Origin of the sequence: Lacihabitans sp. LS3-19 (genome assembly GCF_024343575.1) — a bacterium.
In the GTDB taxonomy this organism is placed as follows: domain Bacteria; phylum Bacteroidota; class Bacteroidia; order Cytophagales; family Spirosomataceae; genus Leadbetterella.
In genome coordinates, this window is the sequence record NZ_RJUA01000130.1 from 206,871 (window position 1) to 227,202 (window position 20,332).

The following is a 20,332-nucleotide window of genomic DNA, read 5'->3' on the forward strand; positions in this document are numbered from 1 at the left end:
TAAACGAATGATTTCTATGAAAAAACTACTCCTGATTTTAAGTATCAATTTATTGATAGGGTTTACTGCGTTCGCCCAAACTGAAAATGTTTTTCAGCGACTGGACATCAGAAATGTTACTTCTTCTGAAGTACGTAATAGCTTGGCAACCGTACCGAGCGGACAATTACTCGTACTTGACGAAACGAAAGGTGAACAGTTGTTTAATGTGAAAGGTAGTTTTACGATGCAAATTCCGCTCTCGAAAGGAAGCATAGAAATTGAGCTTGAACCGGCAAACATATTATCACCAGATTTTAAAGTAACCACTTCCAACGGTAGCGTTGCTGCGGTGGATTTACCTCATTTTTACCACGGGAAAATAAAGGGCGTACCAACCTCTGCCGTTGCCATCGCGATTACCAAAGATGCCATTGAGGGCTTGATAACGGATGATAAGATAAACCTGACGATTGGGAGATTGAAAAACTCTACGGAAAAACTCCACGTTGTGTACAATACCGCAGATATACCTTTTACTAATTCTATTTGTAGCGGTACAGTTGAAGAGCAGATAAAGGAATCTGTAAACCAAGGCGGAGGTCCGCAAACTAACCTGACAACCGATTGTAAAGCAATTGAAATCTATTTTGAAGCAGATTTTAGAACATACACTGATTGGGGCAGCAATGTCCAAACGGTGGTGAACACAATAACTGGTATCTTCAATAATGTCTCTCTTTTATATTCAAATGTTGGGGTTAATGTCGTTATTTCTGAATTAAAGGTTTGGGACACCCAACAACCTTATAGTTTATATCTATCTGCATCTTCAAATTTATATTCCTTTCGTAGCTATCTTAATGATAAAGGTAATGACTTCTCAGGAGATTTGGCTCACTTAGTTTCTACCTCCTCAACCGGTGGTTCGGCGTTGATAGGTTTTGGTCAATCTGTTTTTAATGGAATGACCTCACGTGCTGTTTTTAGTAATTGTGACAAAAGTTTAGCCAAAGCATTTAGTGGATCATTGACCAACAGCGTGGTGAATATTCCTACCTACTCTTGGAATGTAGGGGTAATTGCCCACGAACTCGGACACAATTTTGGGTTACGCCATACGCATTCTTGTACTTGGTCTGATGGGACTAATATCGGGCCCATTGATAATTGTAGCTCTGTTGACGACGGACCTTGTACTCCTGGCCCAGCCCCTACTAACGGAGGTACAATAATGAGTTATTGTCATGAAAATGCCTCTATAGGAATAAACTTAGCAAACGGTTTTGGGCCTTTACCATCTGCAAAAATACTGGCGGAAGTTAATGCGGCAACTTGTCTTTCCGGTTCAAGAATAAAGCAACCTGCTGTTGCCAGTGCGAGTCAAGTGATATGTCAGGGAGAAACTGTGACGATTACCGCAAGTGGATGCAGCGGAGTTTATAACTGGTACGATGCAGCAACCGGAGGCACTTCCTTATCGACTAATAGTACCTACACCACGCCAGCATTAACAGAAAATAAAAGTTATTACGTTAGCTGTACTTTTGACGGGTGTACGAGTAGAAGAAAAAAAGTAGATGTATTGATTATAAATGGCGGGCTTGTCAATTCAGATCGCTTTTATTGTAATACTACGAATTCAGGTACACTTTCATTGGTGAATTATGCGGGTTCAATTATTCGATGGGAGTCTTCAATTGATAATTTTTCTACGGCAACTACCATTGCCAATACAAGTACAACCCTGACATATGATAACGTATCTACCACAACAAAGTATCGGGCAGTTGTGCAGCAAGGGGCGTGCTCACGCTTTTCACAACCCGCCACAGTTCTTATCAATAACACCCGCATTTACGTCAATAAAAATGCCACGGGCTTAAATGATGGTACCTCTTGGCTTAATGCTTTCACAGATTTACAGTCGGCTTTGAATTTCTCGTGCCCTGCAGGAATAGAAATATGGGTAGCTAAAGGTACTTATAAACCTACAATTGCTAATGGTGACAGGAATCTCTCATTTATCATCAAAGATAACTTCAAAGTTTACGGCGGTTTTGCAGGAACTGAGTTATTGTTGACCGATAGGAATTATAGCCTGATTCATACTACAAATAGTACCATATTAAGCGGCGACCTAAATGGTAATGACGGAGCAAATTTTGCTAATAATATAGAGAACAGTTATGTAGTTGTACGCATGACAAACGCTACCAACACTACTCGTTTAGATGGTTTTTGTATTTCTGGTGGTAATAATACGGTCGCTTGGTCATCCGGTGGGGGCATTTTATTGCAGAATAGTAGTGCGGTTATTGCTAATTGTAACATTACTGATAATCATACTGATTATCTTGGAGGAGGAATCGCCAATTCTTTAGGCCAACCCACTATTGAAAATTGTAGTTTTTTACGGAATAGAGCATCATCACACGGTGGAGCTTTGTTTAATTTATCTAATTCGGGCACTGCTCAAACCATTAATATTTCCAATTCTGTCTTTGTGGGTAACAGTGTTGTCAACAATTCGGGTTCTATATTATTTAATTATGCTATTTCCACTTCGGGAACTACCCAAAATGTAAACCTTACCAACTGTAGTTTTTCTGGAAATACCTCACCTAATCATGGCATCTACAATGCAGCGGAAATAGCCGGAAGTGCGATAAATACTTCATTAAAAAACTGTGCATTTTTTAATAATGGAGGAAACAAAACGATTTTTAACGAAACGTCAGGAGGAACATCAACCACAACCGCTAACTATTGTTTCTTTCAAAGTAGCGTAGCCAACTTCACTGGGTCAAACAACATTATTTCTGATACTTCTCCTTTCGTATCGGCAACTGACTTGCATTTAAATTGCAGTACACTTGCGGTTAATAGAGGTACTGATGTGGGAGTTTTATCTACCGATGTAGAAGGGAATTCCCGACCTTTTGCTGGAACTAAGGTAGATATAGGAGCATATGAATTTCAGGGATTTCCATCAATTTCGGGTATTACCGGACCTATTTCAAATTTTTGCTCTCCTACAAATTCAGGAACACTTACTTTGAGCGGATATTCCGGTAATATTGTAAGGTGGGAGTCTTCAGTGGATAATTTTGATAACGTAACTGATATAGCTAATACAAGTGCCAGCCTCAGTTACAGCAATATTAACCAAACAACTCAGTATCGGGCTTTTACAGAGAACGGAACCTGTTCGGTGTCTGCACCTGCTATAATTACTATCAATCCTACCCGCCTGTACGTCAATAAAAACGCAACGGGAGCTAATAATGGAGCATCTTGGACGGAAGCCTTCACTGTTTTACAGTCGGCATTGAATTTATCCTGTCCATCGGTTACTGAAATATGGGTTGCCAAAGGTATTTATAAACCAGCTGCTGCAAATGGCGATAGAAATTTATCATTTAATATCAGGAATAACCTCAAAGTTTACGGTGGTTTTTCGGGTACTGAAGTACAATTAAGTGATAGAAATTACAACCTAATTCATACAATAAATAGTACTATAATGAGTGGTGATTTAAATGGTAACGATGGAGCAAACTTTACTAATAATGCAGAGAACAGTTATGTAGTTGTTCGCTTAAATAACGTTACCAACACTACTCGCTTAGATGGTTTCGGTATTTCTGGGGGAAATAATACGGTCGCTTCATCATTGGGTGGGGGCATTTTATTGCAGAATAGTAGTGCGGTTATTGCTAATTGTAAAATTACTGATAATCATACTGATTTTCGTGGAGGAGGAATCGCCAATTCTTTAGGCCAACCCACTGTCGAAAATTGTAGTTTTTTACGGAATAGAGCATCATCACACGGTGGAGCTATGTATAACTTGTCCAATTCGGGCACTGCTCAAACCATTAATATTTCCAATTCTGTCTTTGTGGGTAACAGTGTTGTCACTAATTCGGGTTCTATATTATTTAATTATGCTTTTTTCGCTTCGGGAACTACCCAAAATGTAAACCTTACCAACTGTAGTTTTTCTGGAAATACATCACCCAATCATGGTATTTACAATTTAGCGGAAGTAGTCGGAAGTGCGGTAAATACTTCATTAGTAAACTGTGCCTTTTATAATAATGGAGGAAACAAAACGCTTTTTAACGAAACGTCAGGGGGAGTATCGGCTACAACCGCTAACCATAGTTTCTTTCAAAGTAGCGTAATAAACTTCACGGGTTCAAACAACGTCATTTCTGATACTTCTCCTTTCGTGTCCACCACTGATTTGCATTTGCCTTGCGGATCTTTGGCGGCAAATAGCGGAACAAGTGCTGGAATTTCGGCAACAGACTTAGATGGAAATCCCCGTCCATTTGCAGGAACAGTAGTAGATATTGGTGCGTACGAGTTGCAAGGCGGAATGGCTTCCGACCCAACGACTATTTCGGTCAGTTCAAAGGAAATATGTCTGCCGGCAAATATTACGTTATCGGCGAATTGTGCCGTTGGGCTTCCAACCTGGTACTCACAAGCTAACGGAGGAACAGCTCTTGGAACGGGAACGAGTTTTGTTCAAAGCCCATCATCCACAAGTACGTATTATTTGGAATGCTCGAATGTTTGTGCAATGGGCAACCGCCTACCCACGCCTGAGGTTGTTGTGGCAAATTCAGCAGCAACGCTTAGTCTTACTTTAGATTTTGCAGTCAACTCCACCCAAATTGCAAACACCATAATTTCGGCTACCAATAAAATTATTGATCCGGCACGAGTAATTTACAAAGCGGGTAAGTCGGTAACGCTTAATCAAGGTTTTGAGGCAAACAACGGCAGTACTTTTATAGCCCAAATTGGTGGTTGCCAAAACGTAGATATACCGGGTTTGGTGGCGTTCTATCCTTTCAATGGCAATGCCAATGACGAAACAGGAAATGGAATTAACGGGATCATTGACGGTGCAACGCTCACCGCAGATAAGTTTGGGGCAGCCCAAAAAGCTCTCAATTTCGACGGAAATAACGATTTCGTAAGAATTCCGAATTTGTACAACGCCGCAACCCAACCTTTAAATAGTGTCACGTACTCTCTTTGGTTTAAACCCAACCAAAACTACGGAGCGGCAGACTTCTATTCATTGATTATAAGAACAACCGACGGTGGATTTACCGACATGATTGGAAAGCCAGACCTGAGCAGTGTAGAAAATAATAAGTTTCAGTTCTACATGTTTGACAACGTGGAGAATATAGGTCGTCTTTCTAAAGCTACCACCATCGACTTTTTAGCTAATGTGTGGGTTCATGTGGTAGCAACAAGAGCAAACGGCACGATGAAAATCTACCTGAATGCCGTAAAAGAAGGCGAAACAGCTTATCCAAACCCATCGGTTTTCTATCCTGATTTATACCTCGGCGGGCATTCAACATTTAATAGGTGGTATTTTAATGGAGCCATGGACGATGTTCGGGTTTATAACCGTGCACTAACGGATGCCGAAATACAAGCAATTTATAATGCGGAGAAGCTGTGAAAACAGGAGGGATTTTTAAATTAAGTCAATAACATAATAGCAACAAAAGCGGGGATGCCGAAAACCGTTCTGAAAATATCAGAAGAGTAGGCAAAAAAAATAAATTTTATAATCATGAAAAAAAGAAACTCGTATTTATTCGCAATTGCAGTATTGGCAACAAGCTTAAGTTTTAGTAGTTGCTCAGAAACGAAAACTGCCGACACCCAAGTGGTTGCAGATGTGGCTCCAGATATGGGAGCTGTAAAATCCAAAATCCAAGAAAGAGAAAACACCTTTGCCGTGGCACAAACCGCCGGAGATGTGGAAGCCCTTATTGCATTATATACAGATGATGCCATAAGTATGGGCAATGACCAAAAAACTTTGGTAGGTAAAGAAGCCATCCGCAAGGATGTGGAGATAAGTGCAGCCAAAAGAGTGGAAGGCAACGTTACCACTTTTGACGTTACCGAAGTCTTTGGAAATGAAGACTTAATAACCGAAATAGGAGTTTCAACCAATAAAAATGCGAAAGGAGAAGTAATTTCCAAAGGCAAATACATGGCTATTTGGAAAAAAGTAAATGGCGAATACTTGGTGTTCAGAGACATTTATAACAACGATGCACCGATAAAGTAAGCTAATAGGCTTATTCTTAAAGGTCATTACTAAAAGACAATTTAGTTTAGAAAATGTTGAAAGCCGTCTTCTTTTAGGGGGTGGCTTTTATAAATCAAATTCAAAGAAATTTTGCTCAAACAAAATCAATAAATACCATGAAAACAGTAGGAATCATCGGCGGTGCGGGCTTCATAGGAAGCTATAACACCAAGAAATTTTTAGAGAATGGATACAAAGTAAAAGTATCTGCAACAGACCTCACTAACAAAGAGAAGTACGCTCACTTGGCAGCATTGCCCAATGCAGAAAACTTGGAACTCGTGCAGATGAATGTAGAAGACAAGGCTTCTTTGGGCGATTTTTTGAAAGGTTGCCAAATCGTAATACATGGCGGTACGCCTTTTCAGTTAGATGTAAAAGACCCAAAAACAGAGCTTTTTGACCCAACCATCGAAGGCACAAAGAACTTTATGGAGCTGGCAAAGCAAACTGATGGAATAGAACAAGTGGTTTTTATTGCTTCCGTGGCGGCTTACAATACCGATTTCCCGATGTTGCCAAAAGGAAAAAAAGAAGGCGACCAAATCACCGAAGCAGATGCACCATATTCCAGCCCAGAAAGTCATCCTTACGCACAAGCTAAGTTTATGGCAAATCAAGTTGTAAATGATTTTATGGGAGCTAACCCCAACTTGGGCTTCGAGATCACCACCGTTTCTCCAGTAGGCGTAATGGGAAAGTCGCTTTCAAACAGGCAGGATTCTACCTCTACGGGCATTCAGTTTTTGTTCAAGAACAAAATTGCCCCCAACCCTTTCATCCAAATGCTTTACGACATGGATATTTCTTGGGCTTTGGTAGATGTTGAAGACGTGGCAGAAGCCATTTACAAAGTCGTAAATACCAAAAACACACAAGGCAAAAACTACCTGTTATCCAGCGAAAACTACCGCATATCTGACCTAACGCTCATGCTCAACGACAAAGAACCAATCGAAAAACCTGTCATCGTGTATAATTGTGCCTTGGCAATGTCAGATTTAGGTATGGAGTTCAAGCCGGCAAAGGCCTCGTTGGAGGCTTATAATAGTTGATGTTTACCAGGGTGCATGTACCTTACATTTTTTTTCGGGTCGAAAGACCCGACACGATGCTAAATAGGTCTGTATTTTAAAACTTAAAAACAAAAAAGCATGAAACAACTACTCATATTACTCGCTTTTGCACTCACATTTACAAGTTGTGCCGACAAAAACAAAAATGCATCTCTTCCGCCTATTTCTGAGGTTTACGACAGTTTTTATGAAGGCAGTTTGGCCTTAAATCCACTCTTCGGAAATTTCTATGGTATCAACAGGTATTTGGATACACTACCCAATAACCTTACGGATGAGTTTAGAGCTAAAGAAGTAGCTCATTATCAAGCACACCTCGATAAAATTCAGCAGTATGATAGGACAAAACTCAACGAATCAGACCAGCATAATTACGATGTTATGGTTTGGTACGCCAAAAACAAACTTGCGGCAAATCATGATTTTGTGAAGTATCTACCGATAGACCAATTAAATTCGGTTAATCTGTATATAGCACAGTTGGCTTCAGGAAGTAGTGTACAGCCTTTTGTTACCGTCCAAGATTATAACAACTGGACAAAAAGACTTAAAGATTACACCGCTTGGTTAGATACCGCATTGGTAAATATGAAGGAAGGTATTGCTCTTGGTTATGTGCATCCGAAATCTATTGTAATGAAAATTATTCCGCAATTTGAAGCAATGGCAAGCGGTACGGTAGAAGACCATTTGTTTTATAGCCCTGTTAAAAACATGCCCGAGGGATTCACAGAAGCCGAGAAAAAGGAGATTGGAACTATCTATCGAAAAGCCGTAAAAGAGGACATTATCCCGAGGTATCAAAAATTAGCCGAATTTTTTAAAACGGATTATTTAAAAGCTGCCCGGTCCACTTCCGGTATTGGCCCATTACCAGCAAGTAAGGCACACTACCAAAATCAGATTGAATATATGACCTCCACAAGCCTTTCGGCAGATTCTATATTCAATTTGGGAAAATCTGAGGTGGCACGAATCAGGACAGAAATGGAGATGGTTAAAAAACAAGTCGGTTTCAAAGGCAGCTTGCTCGAATTCTTTAACCACGTTCGCACCAATAAAGACCTAATGCCCTATACTGATCCACAGCAGGTACTAAGCAATTTTGATTCTATTCAAAAACGCATGGCACCACAACTGGAGAAGTTGTTTGACAAAAAGCCTAAAACGCCTTTTATAGTAAAGCGGACAGAGGCCTTTCGTGAAAAATCGGCAAGTGCAGAATACAATCCTGGTAATCCTGATGGCTCAAGACCGGGAGTGTTTTATGTCCCCATACCAGATGCCACCTCCTACAATGTATTCTCTGACGAGGCTTTGTTTTTGCACGAAGCCATCCCTGGACATCATTATCAAATTATGCTTACCGCAGAAAACGAAAGCATTCCAGCATTTAGAAAGTTTACAGGTTCCGGTGCCTACATAGAAGGTTGGGGTTTGTATGCTGAATCTCTGGGAAAGGAATTGGGATTGTACGATGACCCATATCAATATTTTGGCATGTTGAGTGCGGAAATGCACCGGGCAATACGATTGGTTGTAGATACTGGAATACATTCTAAAGGCTGGACGCGTGAAGAAGCCATTGCTTATTCACTTGAAAATGAAGCTGAGTCGGAAGCCAGTGTGATTGCTGAAATAGAACGCTACATGGTCATGCCAGCACAAGCGTTATCCTATAAAATAGGGCAACTTACCATTCTAAATCTTAGAAAAGAGGCCGAAAAAGCTTTGGGTAATGAATTTGACATTAAAGCATTTCACAACATTATTCTTGATGCCGGAGATATGCCGCTTGCCGTTTTAGAACAGCGGGTTAGAACGTGGATAAAAGAGGGTGGGAAATAGAGGTCTCATTTTGTGAAAGGTTATTACACATGGAAATACGAAAATTGGCAGGTGACTTGGATAAAGGACACGCCACCACCTGCAAAACAAGATGGTTCAGCAGACGGCTTAAATAAGAATTAATTATAACATACCCTAAAGTGGGCAATCCGGTCAGCTTAAAATTTGACTGGATTGATTCATTTTTGAACAAAAAGCAAATTTTGAAATGACAACAATCACAAAATCCAGAATAGAGTCCATAGACCTTCTAAAAGGTTTGGTAATGGTAATCATGGCTCTTGACCATGCACGGGATTTTTTCCATTATTCAGCTTTCATTTTTGACCCAGCAGACCCTTCGCAAAGCACTTTGCCCATATTTTTTACGCGTTTTATTACCCATTTTTGTGCACCTGCTTTTAGTTTTTTGGCGGGTACTTCTGCCTACATGGCGGGCAAAAGAAAAACTAAAAAAGAGTTGTCGATTTTTTTAGTAAAACGTGGACTTTGGTTGATTTTCATTGAAATGACGATTGTGAATTTCGCATGGTATTTTGATATCTATTTCAGAAGTCCGGAGTTCTTGGTGATCTGGTGTCTGGGCATAAGCATGGTAGTTTTGGCTGGGCTGATACACCTTCCTTTAAAAACAATTCTCATTTTTAGTTGTCTTTTGATTTTTGGTCATAATCTCCTTGATTCCATTGGTTTTGAAGGAAACTTCCTTTGGGCTGTTCTTCATGAACAATCGGTTTTTAAAATTTCAGATGCGTATACCTTTTATCTTGATTATCCAATGATACCGTGGGTTGGTGTAATGGCACTGGGCTATTATTTTGGTTCTTTTTATAACAAGACTTTTGACCCTGATAAAAGAAAGAAATCGTTTAATATCATCGGTATTTCTGCCATTGTCTTATTTGTAGTTTTAAGGTGGACCAATATCTATGGAGACCCCAATCCGTTTAAGCATTTTGGCACAGCAGCAAAGGACCTCATGTCATTTTTGCAACTCACCAAATACCCACCATCCTTATTGTTTCTGTTAGCTACATTGGGAGGGGTATTTCTATTTTTAGCAAATACTGAAAAACTAAGAGGTAGCATCGTAAACTTCTTCAGCGTTTTCGGGCGAGTTCCATTTTTTTATTACATCCTACACCTCTATCTCATTCATCTTTTTGCTTTGGTTTTAGCTCAATTGACTGGATTTGGTTGGGAATCGATGATTTTAACTGATTGGATGACAGAGGTTCCAGCTTTACAAGGCTATGGTTTTAACCTCTTTATTGTATACCTGATTTGGATAGGCGTTGTGCTATTGCTATATCCATTATGCAAAAAATTTGATGTCTACAAACAAGCCCATAAAGAAAAATGGTGGCTGAGTTATTTATGAAACTCAGTTTTTAAACCCTTACTAATACTCTAATTTTTTAAATAAATGACGAATCAAACAAATGCAAAAACTACCAACAAAAAGAATTGAACAAATAGACGCATTGCGGGGCTTTGCATTATTTGGCATCATAATGACCCACATGTTTGAAGGCTATTTGGCAAGTATGACTCCACCTCAGTTTGTAGGGTTTAATATGCTATATCCGATAGACAGTTTTTCACAAATTATAATTCAAAACCTGTTTATTGGGAAATTTTATGCCATATTCTCCATGCTATTTGGACTAAGTTTCTACCTCATATTAGACCAGAAAAAAGGTTCACGTTCTTTAAAATTCGTCTGGAGATTGGTGCTTTTATTCCTCATTGGGTTCATTCACCATGTGCATTATAGAGGAGATTTTTTGACCGTCTATGCTGTATTCGGTTTAGCATTGGTGCCTTTTAGAAGAGTACCTGATAAAATCGTTTTGATTCTTGGTTTATTTCTTGCCTTCAACGGACCATCAATAGTATCAAATACTATCTCGCTGATTGAAAAGTCAAAACAGGAAACAATGGAAACTGTAAAAGAAACCAAAAGCATAGCTGTCACTAATTCAACCAATAACCCTGTTGCCCAAGCGACTGCCTATTTTGATTTGATATTGAAAGGCGAATACCGAAAATTACTAATCTCAAATAGTACTGTTGGTGTTTTTAATAAATACAATTACCTAAAATTTAGTGGCAGACTATGGGTAATACCAGGCTTGTTCTTATTGGGACTTTGGATAGGTCGTAAAAAATGGCACGAGCGAATAGACAAAATTCCATTGCGTAAAGTAATTGCTATCTCAGCACTGATAGGTTTTCCATTGCTACTTATGAATTACTATTTTTCGCAAGCATCTAACAATGAATTCATTAAATATTTTGGTTCAATTACCAAAGATGCGTCCAATATTTTTATGCCTATTTTATATATTGCTGGCCTGCTTGCCCTATTCAAACTGAATAGCACAAATAAAATAACCCGTTTACTCATACCCGTGGGTAAAATGGGGCTTACAACTTATGTGACGCAATCTGCTTTCGGACTTTTTATTTTTTATGGCTACGGACTTGGCCTATTATTGAAATTGTCTGGAACAGCCGCCCTCGGACTCGGATTTCTGTTTTTTATCTTACAAATAGTTTTTAGCAAATGGTGGTTCAGCAAATACAAGTTTGGGCCATTGGAGTGGCTATGGCGAAGCGGCACAAATGGAAGCTGGCAATCAATGAAAATCAATGAAGAACTTAAAACAATTGACTTATAAAAAGAATCATGAAAAAACTACTCCTCTTTCTCTTTTGTCATTTAGCTCTTTTGAGCTTTTCGCAATCGGTGGTAAAAACTCCAACTGCTGGACTTGATGCCATCAAAGTGACTGATCTTAAAAAAGACTTGTACGAACATGCCGATGCCTCGTTTAAAGGGCGAGCGGCAGGAACAATTAACGAACTGAAAGGTGCAGCTTGGGTGGCTGAGCGGTTTAGAAGTATTGGTCTTAAACCCGCAGGCGATAACGATTCCTACTTTCAGTTTTTTGATATGTGGCGTAATCGAGTAGCTGCTACAAGTACTGTGTCTATCAACGACCGCAGCCTCCCACTTTGGAGCGAAGTAGCCATTGCCCAAATGGCACCTGCAAGTATCGACCAACCCATCGTTTATTTAGGAAAAGCCTCTGCCATTGATTTCAAAAATATAGACGTAAAAGGGAAGGTAGTTGCATTTGATGCTGTTCCCGGAATTACACCTACCAACATTTCATTGCCTACCTGGCGGTATCAGCGACTTATGATGAATACATACGGGAACGCCTTGATCGAAAAAGGTGCAATAGCCTTAGTTCTCATTGCAGATAATGATACTGAAAACGTATGGGCAGATGCAGTAGAAAATTTCAAAGTAGGAACTTATGATTTAGAAGGCGGTCCCAGAGAAAAAGTTACCGCCACCGTTCCTGTTTTTTGGGTTCATGCTTCTGCAAAAAAAGAAATAGCCGAAAATAACGCTCAGCTAAAAGCCAATATCATTATTGAGCGATTCACTTATCCATCTGTAAATATTGTGGGTACTATCAAAGGCACTGACCCAGCACTTTCAAAAGAATACCTGCTATATAGTGGTCACACAGACGCTCATGGCATTCGAAATGTGGTAGACGGAGATAGTATCTATTATGGAGCAGACGACAATGGCAGTGTAAATGTAGCCATGCTTGCTATGGCAAGGGCTTTTCAGAAAAAACCAAGTAAACGTTCGGTAATTTTTGTCATTCATGGTGCAGAAGAGGTTGGGCTTTTGGGTTCAAGGTGGTTCTCATCGCACCCGACTGTTCCCATCGAAAATATCGTAGCCGTATTAAATGGAGATATGATAGGACGCAATACCCCCGACAGTGCAGCAGTTTTAGGCCTTCAAGCTCCCCATCTTACTTCCAACGATTTGGCGAAAATGGTACTTGAAGCAAACGAGGAAGGGCCAAAATTCAAGTTGGACACGCAATGGGATAGAGCAGACCACCCTGAATTCTGGTTTTTCAGAAGTGATCATTTACCTTATGCAAGGTTAGGGATTCCGTCACTGATGTACACGACATTGCTTCATCCTGATTATCATACCCCGAAAGATAATGCCGCCAACATTGATTATACCAAGCTAAAAAAGATGACCGAATGGATGTATCGTACAGGTTGGAAAGTAGCAAACGCAGCCCAGCGACCTGACAGAGTACCCAATTTTAAATTGGAAAGGTAAAATGGCTTTTAGTTTAAAAGGTGTAAGCCAAATAAAGTGATTATTAACAAATGAAAATATACTGAACTGATGAAAATAACAATCCTTCTACTCCTTCTAATCCCCTTTTCTTTTGTTGTAAAGGCACAAGAAAAGAAAGATTTTTCGCTTTCGTTTAATCACATGGCATTGTCGGTCAAAGACGTAAATGTCTCCGCTGAATTTTATACAAAGGTGCTCAATTTGGAAATTATTCCATCGAGCCTAAAATATGACGATGTAAGATGGATTTCCTTGGGAGAGGGGAAGGAATTACACTTGGTTTCTTATGTAGAAGGTGAAGTTAAGACCAATAAGGCCATACATCTTGCATTATCAACCACCAATTTTGATGCATTTGTTCAGTGGCTTACTACAATGAAAATTGAATACGGAGATTTTCCTGGAAATCTAAATAAAATAAACGTTCGATCTGATGGCATAAAACAGGTTTTCTTTCAAGACCCAGATAGGTATTGGATTGAGGTGAATAGTATTAATAAATAAAGTAGGAATATTCTATAAGATTAAAAACAAATCAATATGAAACAAATAGTTACCATTTTTTTACTAATGCTCATTTGTTCGCATTCTTATGCACGAAAACCAAGGGCAAGAGATTTAGGAGTTCCGTTTGATGGCAACACAGGAGCTTTTAATGCAATTACAGATGTTAAAGGTGTTGAAGTAGGTTACAGTACTATTATTTCAGGAGATGGAAAAAACGTTATTGGCAAAGGACCTATAAGAACTGGAGTTACAGCAATATTTCCAAGAGGAAAAGCCAAGAAATTCAGTCCTGTTTATGCCAATTGGTACAGCCTTAACGGAAACGGAGAAATGACTGGCACTACCTGGGTTACTGAATCCGGATTTTTAGAAACGCCCATTATGATAACCAATACCAACAGTGTGGGCGTGGTGAGAGACGCGGTATTGAAGTGGTATGTAGATACAGATTGGTATAGCGGTGAAGATTGGTGGTACACCTATCCAGTAGTAGCTGAAACGTATGATGGTTTTCTTAATGACATCTATGGTTTTCACGTCAAAGAAGAACATGTATTGGAATCAATAGAAAACTCCTCAGGCGGTAGGATAGCCAAAGGGAATGTTGGTGGAGGCACAGGAATGATGTGCTTGGGCTTTAAGGGAGGCACAGGAACTTCTTCTAGAGTTTTTAAAATCAAGGATTCAACCTATACCGTTGGAGCCATTGTTCAATCTAATTTTGGAGCAAAAAGAAACCTATCTATTGCAGGTGTTCCAGTCGGAATTGAATTAAAAGACACTCTAAATTATGTACATAACGCACCTCCAAAATCAAGGAGACAAGAAGGAGATGGTTCTATTATAGTAATTATTGCAACAGACGTACCGCTTTTACCACACCAATTAAAAAGAATAGCCCAAAGAATTCCATTAGGAATTGGAATTGTGGGCGGGCGAGGAAGCAATGGCTCTGGAGATATTTTCCTAGCATTCTCAACCGCAAATGAAAATGCCTTTAATCGCGATGAAACAACAACGGTTAAATCATTGCCTAATGACCAACTAATGCCAGTTTTTGAAGCAACCGTACAAGCAGTAGAAGAAGCAATTATCAATGCCATGGTAGCCGCTAAAACTATGGAAGGAATTAACGGTAATAAAGCTTATGCCTTACCACATGATTTGCTAATAGAAACTTTGAAAAAATACAATCGCCTGAAAGAATAATTTGATATAACGCTACCAGCAATCATTTTAGAAAATAACTATTGGAATATAGAAAGTAAGCAAATATGAAAAAAATGATATGAAACGAATTTTTATATTCTCGATAGCGATTGCATTTGTGGGAACAACAATTAGTTGCGGAAGCAATAAAAGCAATTCAAATGAATCTGATAAGAGTAGTCATACGGACCATGATTTATCAGAATTGAAAACGTTAATAGAAAATAAAACCAATCAGTTTACAGCAGCACATATTACCAAAGACACCGAGTTTCTGAATCATATTTTTACTGAAAATGCACGTTCTTTTCCACCCAATGCAGAAGCTGTAGTAGGTAGAAAAGCCATTTCACAACTGAATATGGACTGGATAAATTATGGCATTTCAGAAGCCAAAGAAACCTCTACTGCATTTTACGGCAATGAAGACTATTTGATTGACGAAGGCACCTACATTTTCATTTATGGTGAAGATAAATCCATAGACAAAGGCAAATACATCAATATCTGGAAAATGGAAGATGGGGAATGGAAAATTGAAAGTAATATTTGGAACAGTAGTCAACCTTTGTGAGAATTTGAATGGTACTGGAATAGGCTAAAGTTTGTTTTAATTTTAAGGAGGGAATAATTCAAAATAGGATTCAAAATGTCAAAAAAACTTCATTTAAACCGTAGAGATTTTATTGAAAAAAGTGCTGTCCTTGCTGCTGGGATAAGCCTTTCCATGAATTCTTCTTGTAGCGAAAGCTCGGCAAATAAAACGGTAAATGGAGCCTGTTGTCTTGACTGCCCCGACTCGTGCAGCTGAACTATTACGGTAAAAAATGACAAGATAATCGATTTTTCAGCAAGTAAATCCAACCCCTATACCGCAGGCAAACTTTGTTATAAAATGGCCAAATATCCTCAGGATGTGACTTATAATCCTGAGAGAATTTTAAAGCCTTTGAAAAGAGTAGGCGAAAAAGGAAAAGGCCAATTTGAGGAGATTAGCTGGGACAAAGCTATTTCTGAAATAAGTACAAAACTCCAAGATATAATCGCAAATGAAGGCGGCAAAGCTATTTTGCCCTTTAGCTATGGTGGTAATGAAAGCAATGTTCAAACCAATGCTGGAAATCGAAATATTCAAGACGGTGACAGCATAAAAGTTTTTAATCAAAGAGGAGAAGTCTTAATCACGGCCAGAATTCAAAACAAAGTAAAACAAGGCGTGGTATGTATGCCACAGGGATATTGGTCTTCTTTGATTCCAGGTGGATCTACGGCCAATGCCCTCACTTCAGATTTACTTACCGATATGGGCGGCAGTGCAGCTCTTCAAGAATGTCAGGTGGAGATTATGAAGGCTAAGCTGAAATAAAAGGTGAATAAGGAGCTAATTTTGAGTAGAAACTACAATTATTAAATTTTATATCCCTTGTGCCAAATAATGAAATATTCATAGGGTAATTACCTTAAAACCATTCTCCTGTAAACCAAACATATACAGAAAACCACTAGAGGTAGTTTCTATATAAGGATGGAGGTCAGCTTTGGTGACACTCAGTGCCTTCATAGCATTCTGACAAATCACAATTTGTATTCCGGCTGTTTTACAATCTTCTACCAAGGCTAGTAAATGTTCGTCTGTCGTAATTTCTTTCACCACCATTCCTATCAATACAATTTGAAACTGTAGATCCGGATTTCCATTTCGCATTCTTAGACCAGTTCTTACAGATCCTTCAAAATGTTTGTAATTTCCTGCCAAAATCGCATATTTCCCATCAACTTTTATTGATTTTTCAATGTTATCAATTGCCTCAGTAGTCTGTGCAGATGAGAAATAATTTCCAAGCATTAAAAGTGTAAAAACTGAGAAGAAAAATGTTTTCATTTTACTCATTGAATCATTATTTAAAAAAAGAAAGTAACAACATATTTTCGATTTAGTTGAAGATAATCTTAAATTTCAAAAAAAGCTCGATTATTTCTAAAATCCGCTAGAAATAATAAATATGAGGTTTTATAAATAATTAGGTTTTCAGCAGAGAAGAAGGGATTCGAACCCCCGGTGCCTTGCAGCACACACGCTTTCCAAGCGTGCTCCTTAAACCACTCGGACACTTCTCTGGATATTTCGGTTTGCAAAGTAAATCAAAAATGCTGAAAGTTTTTATTTAATAATTCGTCAATTCTCCTGCTATTTCCTTTTCAAGTAATTCTTTTGGATTTGTTGACTCATTTCCTAAAACCCACATCAGCTTGGTTATGGCGGCTTCTAAAGTCATATCTGTGCCTGAAACCACCCCAATTTCTTTCATTTTTTGACTGGTCTGGTATTTACCCATTATAACTCTTCCACCCGTACATTGCGATACATTTAAAATTGTGATTCCTTTTTTTATGGCATTTTCCAACTCTTCCAAAAACCATCGGTCAGAAAGAGCATTTCCAGATCCATAGGTTTCTAAAATTACACCTTTGAGGTCTTTTTGTTTAAAGAAATTAGAAACGAAAGAGGCATTTATTCCAGGAAAAATCTTTAATATTCCAACATTATTTTCCGTTTTTGTATAGAATTTTGTTTCTGTTTCAGGCTTTAATATTTTGATATTTAGGAAGTTGTAATCTATGTTTACACCAATTTCGGCTAAATATGGGAAGTTTTCAGAGTCAAATGCATCAAATTGGCTGCTTTCTCTTTTCTTGGCTCTGTTTCCTCTTAAAAGTCTACCATTAAAATAGATGCAAACCTCTGGCACTATGGCTTTTCTGTTTATGGTCGAGCCAGCTATTTGTATAGAGGTTATTAAGTTTTCTCGAGCATCTGTGCGTGGAATACCAATGGGCAATTGAGCCCCCGTAAATACTATTGGCTTTTTTAAATTCTGAATCATAAAACTCAGAGCGGAAGCTGAATAGGCCATGGTGTCTGTCCCATGCAATACCACAAAACCTTGAAATTTTTCATAATTTGCCTCAATGATTTCAACTAATTCAGTCCAAATAGCAGGAGAAACGTTTGATGAATCTATTGGTTTTGGAAGTGCCAAGATGCAAAGCTCCAAGTTTAGGCGTTTTAGCTCAGGAATATTTTCGGTTATTTGTTCAAATCTAAAAGGAATTAAACTTCCCGTTTGATTATCGTAAACCATGCCCAAAGTGCCTCCAGTATAAATTATTAAAACTTTAGAGGCGTTTTCTTCTTGTGGTTTTATGCTTAATATTTCGTATTTATTCATCTATTTCGTCTAAAAACATTTGATAGGCCGATTTTAATTCTTTCTCAGTCTTTTCTTTTTTTAAATTTTGAGCAAGGATAATTCCCTTTTCATAGGTTTCTTTGGCTTTTTCTAAAATATTTAAATTAAAATAAAGATTGGCCGCATGATAATAAGTAGGTAAATAATCTGGAAATTTAATTAGCAGATTCTCAAACAATTCCAGTGACTTTTGCGGTTCTTTCTCCAAATATTCCAATGAAAGTGCGTAATAGTTAAAAGCTTCATCGGGTTCTGCCTGAATTTGTTCTTTCAAAAAATTAATACGTTCGGCTTGCATACTATTGTTCTAACTTTTACATTTGTAATTGTTATGCATGCATACTATTTTTTTAATAAGCAGTATTAATGCATACATTGTTTAGGATTTCAAAAGTAACAATATTAATTCAAACGTTTATGAAAATACTGGTTTGCATATCAAGTGTACCCGACACTACATCCAAAATTTCATTCGAAGAGAATGATACCAAGTTTAACAAAACGGGCATACAATATATCATTGGGCCTTATGACGACTACGCTTTGGCAAGAGCAGTGGAATTGAAAGAAACACATGCTGCCACAGTCACAGTTTTGAATGTTGGCTTAGCTGATTCCGAGCCACAAATAAGAAAGGCCTTAGCCATTGGTGCGGACGATGCCGTAAGAATAGACGCAGAGCCAACAGATTCATTTTTTGTGGCAAACGAAATCGCCAATTATGCAAAAGACAAAAGTTTTGATCTGATTTTAATGGGTAGAGAAACTACAGATTACAATTCAGGCGTTGTGCATGGTATGGTAGGGGAGATGTTAGGCATGCCTTCGTTCTCGCCTGTTATGGAGCTTAATATTGATGGTACTGCTGTCAAACTTTCAAAAGAAATAGAAGGTGGAAAAGAAAAGTTAGAAACTTCATTACCATGCGTGATGGGTTGCCAAGAGCCAATAGCTGAATGGAAAATTCCTAATATGAGAGGTATAATGGGTGCTAGAACCAAGCCTTTACAGGTTATTGCTCCTTCTACTGGCAGTCTAACTGCAATTGAAAAGTATGAATTGCCACCTGCAAAAGGTGCTTGCAAGATGATTTCTGCTGAAGATGCAGGTAGTTTAATTGCCCTTTTACAAACAGAAGCTAAAGTTTTATAATTAAAATTTAAAGATATGTCAGTTTTAATATATACAGAATTGGCCGATGGCCAATATAAAAAATCTTCAATAGAAGCTATAAACTACGGCTCAAAAGTGGCCGCTCAACTAGGTATTTCCTCTATAGTTCTTGCTATTGGTGCTGCCTCAGAAGCAGATTTGGCAAAAGCTGGAAATTTTGGATCAACAAAAGTTCTTCATGCAGCAGACGCAAATCTTGTGGCAGAAAACATAATGGCTTATAGCAAAGTGTTGATAGAAACCGCAAAAAGTCAAAATGCGAGCGTAGTAGTTTCTGCAAAATCTGCTTTGGCAGATGCCGTTATGGCCAGAGCTGCTGGTGCATTGCAGGCAGGTTTAGTTGGTAATGTTGTTGAATTGCCAGATACTACTTCTGGATTTAAAGTAAAAAGAAGTATTTTCTCGGGAAAAGCTTTTGCTTTTACAAATATTACGAGTGATGTTAAATTCTTGGCTATTAAGAAAAACGTTTTGGCTTTAGAAGAAGGAACGGCATCTGCTCCAGTTGAAAAAATCTCAGTAGATACAGCTAACTTGACGGAAAGTTCTAAAGTTACAGAAACCATAAAAGCTACTGGAACACTTTCCTTACCAGAGGCCGATTTGGTAGTTTCTGGTGGTAGAGGAATGAAAGGCCCAGAGCATTGGCAGCCTTTATTGGATTTGGCAGAAGCTTTAGGTGCTGCCACGGCATGTTCTAAGCCAGTTTCAGATTTAGATTGGAGACCTCACCATGAACACGTTGGACAAACCGGCGTAAAAGTTTCGCCAAACCTTTACATAGCTTGTGGTATTTCTGGAGCAATTCAGCATTTGGCAGGTGTTAACTCTTCGAAAGTAATTGTAGTAATAAACAAAGACCCAGAAGCACCTTTCTTCAAAGCCGCCGATTATGGTATAGTAGGTGATGTTTTTGACGTTTTGCCTAAGTTGACTGCAGCAGTTAAAGCAATGTAAT

The 20,332-nt window shown here is 38.6% G+C and carries 17 protein-coding genes and 1 tRNA gene; 14 read left to right on the forward strand and 4 right to left on the reverse strand.

Going from position 1 to position 20,332, the window contains the following annotated elements:
• Window positions 1-16: 16 nt before the first annotated feature.
• The 12 genes from EGI22_RS23810 (at window position 17) to EGI22_RS23865 (ending at window position 16,316) form a co-directional block, all read left to right on the forward strand.
• A complete protein-coding gene (locus EGI22_RS23810) occupies window positions 17-5,476 on the forward strand; it encodes a LamG-like jellyroll fold domain-containing protein (RefSeq protein WP_255071214.1) in 5,460 nt (1,819 codons plus the stop codon).
• Window positions 5,477-5,590: 114 nt separating this feature from the next.
• Window positions 5,591-6,097 (forward strand): DUF4440 domain-containing protein, encoded by a 507-nt coding sequence (locus EGI22_RS23815; protein WP_255071216.1) that lies wholly within the window; start codon window positions 5,591-5,593, stop codon window positions 6,095-6,097.
• Between the two features lie 137 nt (window positions 6,098-6,234).
• Window positions 6,235-7,173, forward strand: coding sequence for an NAD-dependent epimerase/dehydratase family protein (locus EGI22_RS23820; RefSeq protein ID WP_255071217.1), 939 nt, complete (start codon window positions 6,235-6,237; stop codon window positions 7,171-7,173).
• Between the two features lie 99 nt (window positions 7,174-7,272).
• On the forward strand, window positions 7,273-9,042 hold the full coding sequence (locus EGI22_RS23825; protein WP_255071219.1) for a DUF885 family protein: 1,770 nt from the start codon (window positions 7,273-7,275) through the stop codon (window positions 9,040-9,042).
• Window positions 9,043-9,250: 208 nt separating this feature from the next.
• Entirely contained in the window at window positions 9,251-10,423 is a 1,173-nt protein-coding gene (locus tag EGI22_RS23830; RefSeq protein ID WP_255071220.1) for a DUF1624 domain-containing protein, read from the forward strand.
• 61 nt (window positions 10,424-10,484) lie between these two features.
• A complete protein-coding gene (locus tag EGI22_RS23835; RefSeq protein ID WP_255071221.1) occupies window positions 10,485-11,726 on the forward strand; it encodes a DUF418 domain-containing protein in 1,242 nt (413 codons plus the stop codon).
• Window positions 11,727-11,734: 8 nt separating this feature from the next.
• The gene (locus EGI22_RS23840) at window positions 11,735-13,213 is read left to right on the forward strand and encodes a M28 family metallopeptidase (RefSeq protein ID WP_255071222.1); all 1,479 of its coding nucleotides are present in this window, start codon (window positions 11,735-11,737) and stop codon (window positions 13,211-13,213) included.
• Between the two features lie 69 nt (window positions 13,214-13,282).
• Window positions 13,283-13,738: a VOC family protein gene (locus EGI22_RS23845; protein WP_255071223.1), complete on the forward strand. Its 456-nt coding sequence runs from the start codon at window positions 13,283-13,285 to the stop codon at window positions 13,736-13,738.
• 36 nt (window positions 13,739-13,774) lie between these two features.
• Window positions 13,775-14,950, forward strand: a complete 1,176-nt coding sequence (locus EGI22_RS23850) for a P1 family peptidase (protein ID WP_255071225.1) — start codon at window positions 13,775-13,777, stop codon at window positions 14,948-14,950.
• A gap of 79 nt (window positions 14,951-15,029) precedes the next feature.
• Entirely contained in the window at window positions 15,030-15,524 is a 495-nt protein-coding gene (locus EGI22_RS23855; RefSeq protein ID WP_255071226.1) for a nuclear transport factor 2 family protein, read from the forward strand.
• Window positions 15,525-15,599: 75 nt separating this feature from the next.
• Complete coding sequence (locus tag EGI22_RS23860; protein WP_255071228.1) at window positions 15,600-15,761, forward strand: hypothetical protein; 162 nt, start codon at window positions 15,600-15,602, stop codon at window positions 15,759-15,761.
• Between the two features lie 84 nt (window positions 15,762-15,845).
• Window positions 15,846-16,316, forward strand: coding sequence for a molybdopterin dinucleotide binding domain-containing protein (locus tag EGI22_RS23865; protein ID WP_255071229.1), 471 nt, complete (start codon window positions 15,846-15,848; stop codon window positions 16,314-16,316).
• A gap of 78 nt (window positions 16,317-16,394) precedes the next feature.
• Here EGI22_RS23865 and EGI22_RS23870 read toward each other — a convergent pair whose 3' ends face one another.
• The 4 genes from EGI22_RS23870 to EGI22_RS23885 form a co-directional block, all read right to left on the reverse strand.
• Complete coding sequence (locus tag EGI22_RS23870; protein WP_255071231.1) at window positions 16,395-16,832, reverse strand: hypothetical protein; 438 nt, start codon at window positions 16,830-16,832, stop codon at window positions 16,395-16,397.
• Between the two features lie 151 nt (window positions 16,833-16,983).
• Window positions 16,984-17,068: transfer RNA gene (locus tag EGI22_RS23875), tRNA-Ser, on the reverse strand.
• A 47-nt stretch (window positions 17,069-17,115) separates the two neighbouring features.
• The gene (locus EGI22_RS23880) at window positions 17,116-18,180 is read right to left on the reverse strand and encodes an asparaginase (RefSeq protein ID WP_255071233.1); all 1,065 of its coding nucleotides are present in this window, start codon (window positions 18,178-18,180) and stop codon (window positions 17,116-17,118) included.
• Window positions 18,173-18,475, reverse strand: a complete 303-nt coding sequence (locus EGI22_RS23885) for a tetratricopeptide repeat protein (protein WP_255071234.1) — start codon at window positions 18,473-18,475, stop codon at window positions 18,173-18,175. Before EGI22_RS23885 ends, EGI22_RS23880 begins: the two co-directional genes overlap by 8 nt.
• Before the next feature lie 143 nt (window positions 18,476-18,618).
• On the opposite strand from EGI22_RS23885, the gene EGI22_RS23890 reads away from it, so the two are divergent.
• Together EGI22_RS23890 and EGI22_RS23895 are read left to right on the forward strand one after the other, a co-directional pair.
• The gene (locus EGI22_RS23890; RefSeq protein WP_255071235.1) at window positions 18,619-19,353 is read left to right on the forward strand and encodes an electron transfer flavoprotein subunit beta/FixA family protein; all 735 of its coding nucleotides are present in this window, start codon (window positions 18,619-18,621) and stop codon (window positions 19,351-19,353) included.
• Window positions 19,354-19,368: 15 nt separating this feature from the next.
• Window positions 19,369-20,331, forward strand: coding sequence for an electron transfer flavoprotein subunit alpha/FixB family protein (locus EGI22_RS23895; protein WP_255071237.1), 963 nt, complete (start codon window positions 19,369-19,371; stop codon window positions 20,329-20,331).
• Window position 20,332 lies beyond the last annotated feature (1 nt).

Coding starts and splice junctions, on each gene's coding strand:
- EGI22_RS23810 (WP_255071214.1), top strand. CDS start 17: ATGAAAAAACTACTCCTGATTTTAAGTATCAATTTATTGATAGGGTTT.
- EGI22_RS23815 (WP_255071216.1), top strand. CDS start 5,591: ATGAAAAAAAGAAACTCGTATTTATTCGCAATTGCAGTATTGGCAACA.
- EGI22_RS23820 (WP_255071217.1), top strand. CDS start 6,235: ATGAAAACAGTAGGAATCATCGGCGGTGCGGGCTTCATAGGAAGCTAT.
- EGI22_RS23825 (WP_255071219.1), top strand. CDS start 7,273: ATGAAACAACTACTCATATTACTCGCTTTTGCACTCACATTTACAAGT.
- EGI22_RS23830 (WP_255071220.1), top strand. CDS start 9,251: ATGACAACAATCACAAAATCCAGAATAGAGTCCATAGACCTTCTAAAA.
- EGI22_RS23835 (WP_255071221.1), top strand. CDS start 10,485: ATGCAAAAACTACCAACAAAAAGAATTGAACAAATAGACGCATTGCGG.
- EGI22_RS23840 (WP_255071222.1), top strand. CDS start 11,735: ATGAAAAAACTACTCCTCTTTCTCTTTTGTCATTTAGCTCTTTTGAGC.
- EGI22_RS23845 (WP_255071223.1), top strand. CDS start 13,283: ATGAAAATAACAATCCTTCTACTCCTTCTAATCCCCTTTTCTTTTGTT.
- EGI22_RS23850 (WP_255071225.1), top strand. CDS start 13,775: ATGAAACAAATAGTTACCATTTTTTTACTAATGCTCATTTGTTCGCAT.
- EGI22_RS23855 (WP_255071226.1), top strand. CDS start 15,030: ATGAAACGAATTTTTATATTCTCGATAGCGATTGCATTTGTGGGAACA.
- EGI22_RS23860 (WP_255071228.1), top strand. CDS start 15,600: ATGTCAAAAAAACTTCATTTAAACCGTAGAGATTTTATTGAAAAAAGT.
- EGI22_RS23865 (WP_255071229.1), top strand. CDS start 15,846: ATGGCCAAATATCCTCAGGATGTGACTTATAATCCTGAGAGAATTTTA.
- EGI22_RS23870 (WP_255071231.1), bottom strand. CDS start 16,832: ATGAAAACATTTTTCTTCTCAGTTTTTACACTTTTAATGCTTGGAAAT.
- EGI22_RS23880 (WP_255071233.1), bottom strand. CDS start 18,180: ATGAATAAATACGAAATATTAAGCATAAAACCACAAGAAGAAAACGCC.
- EGI22_RS23890 (WP_255071235.1), top strand. CDS start 18,619: ATGAAAATACTGGTTTGCATATCAAGTGTACCCGACACTACATCCAAA.
- EGI22_RS23895 (WP_255071237.1), top strand. CDS start 19,369: ATGTCAGTTTTAATATATACAGAATTGGCCGATGGCCAATATAAAAAA.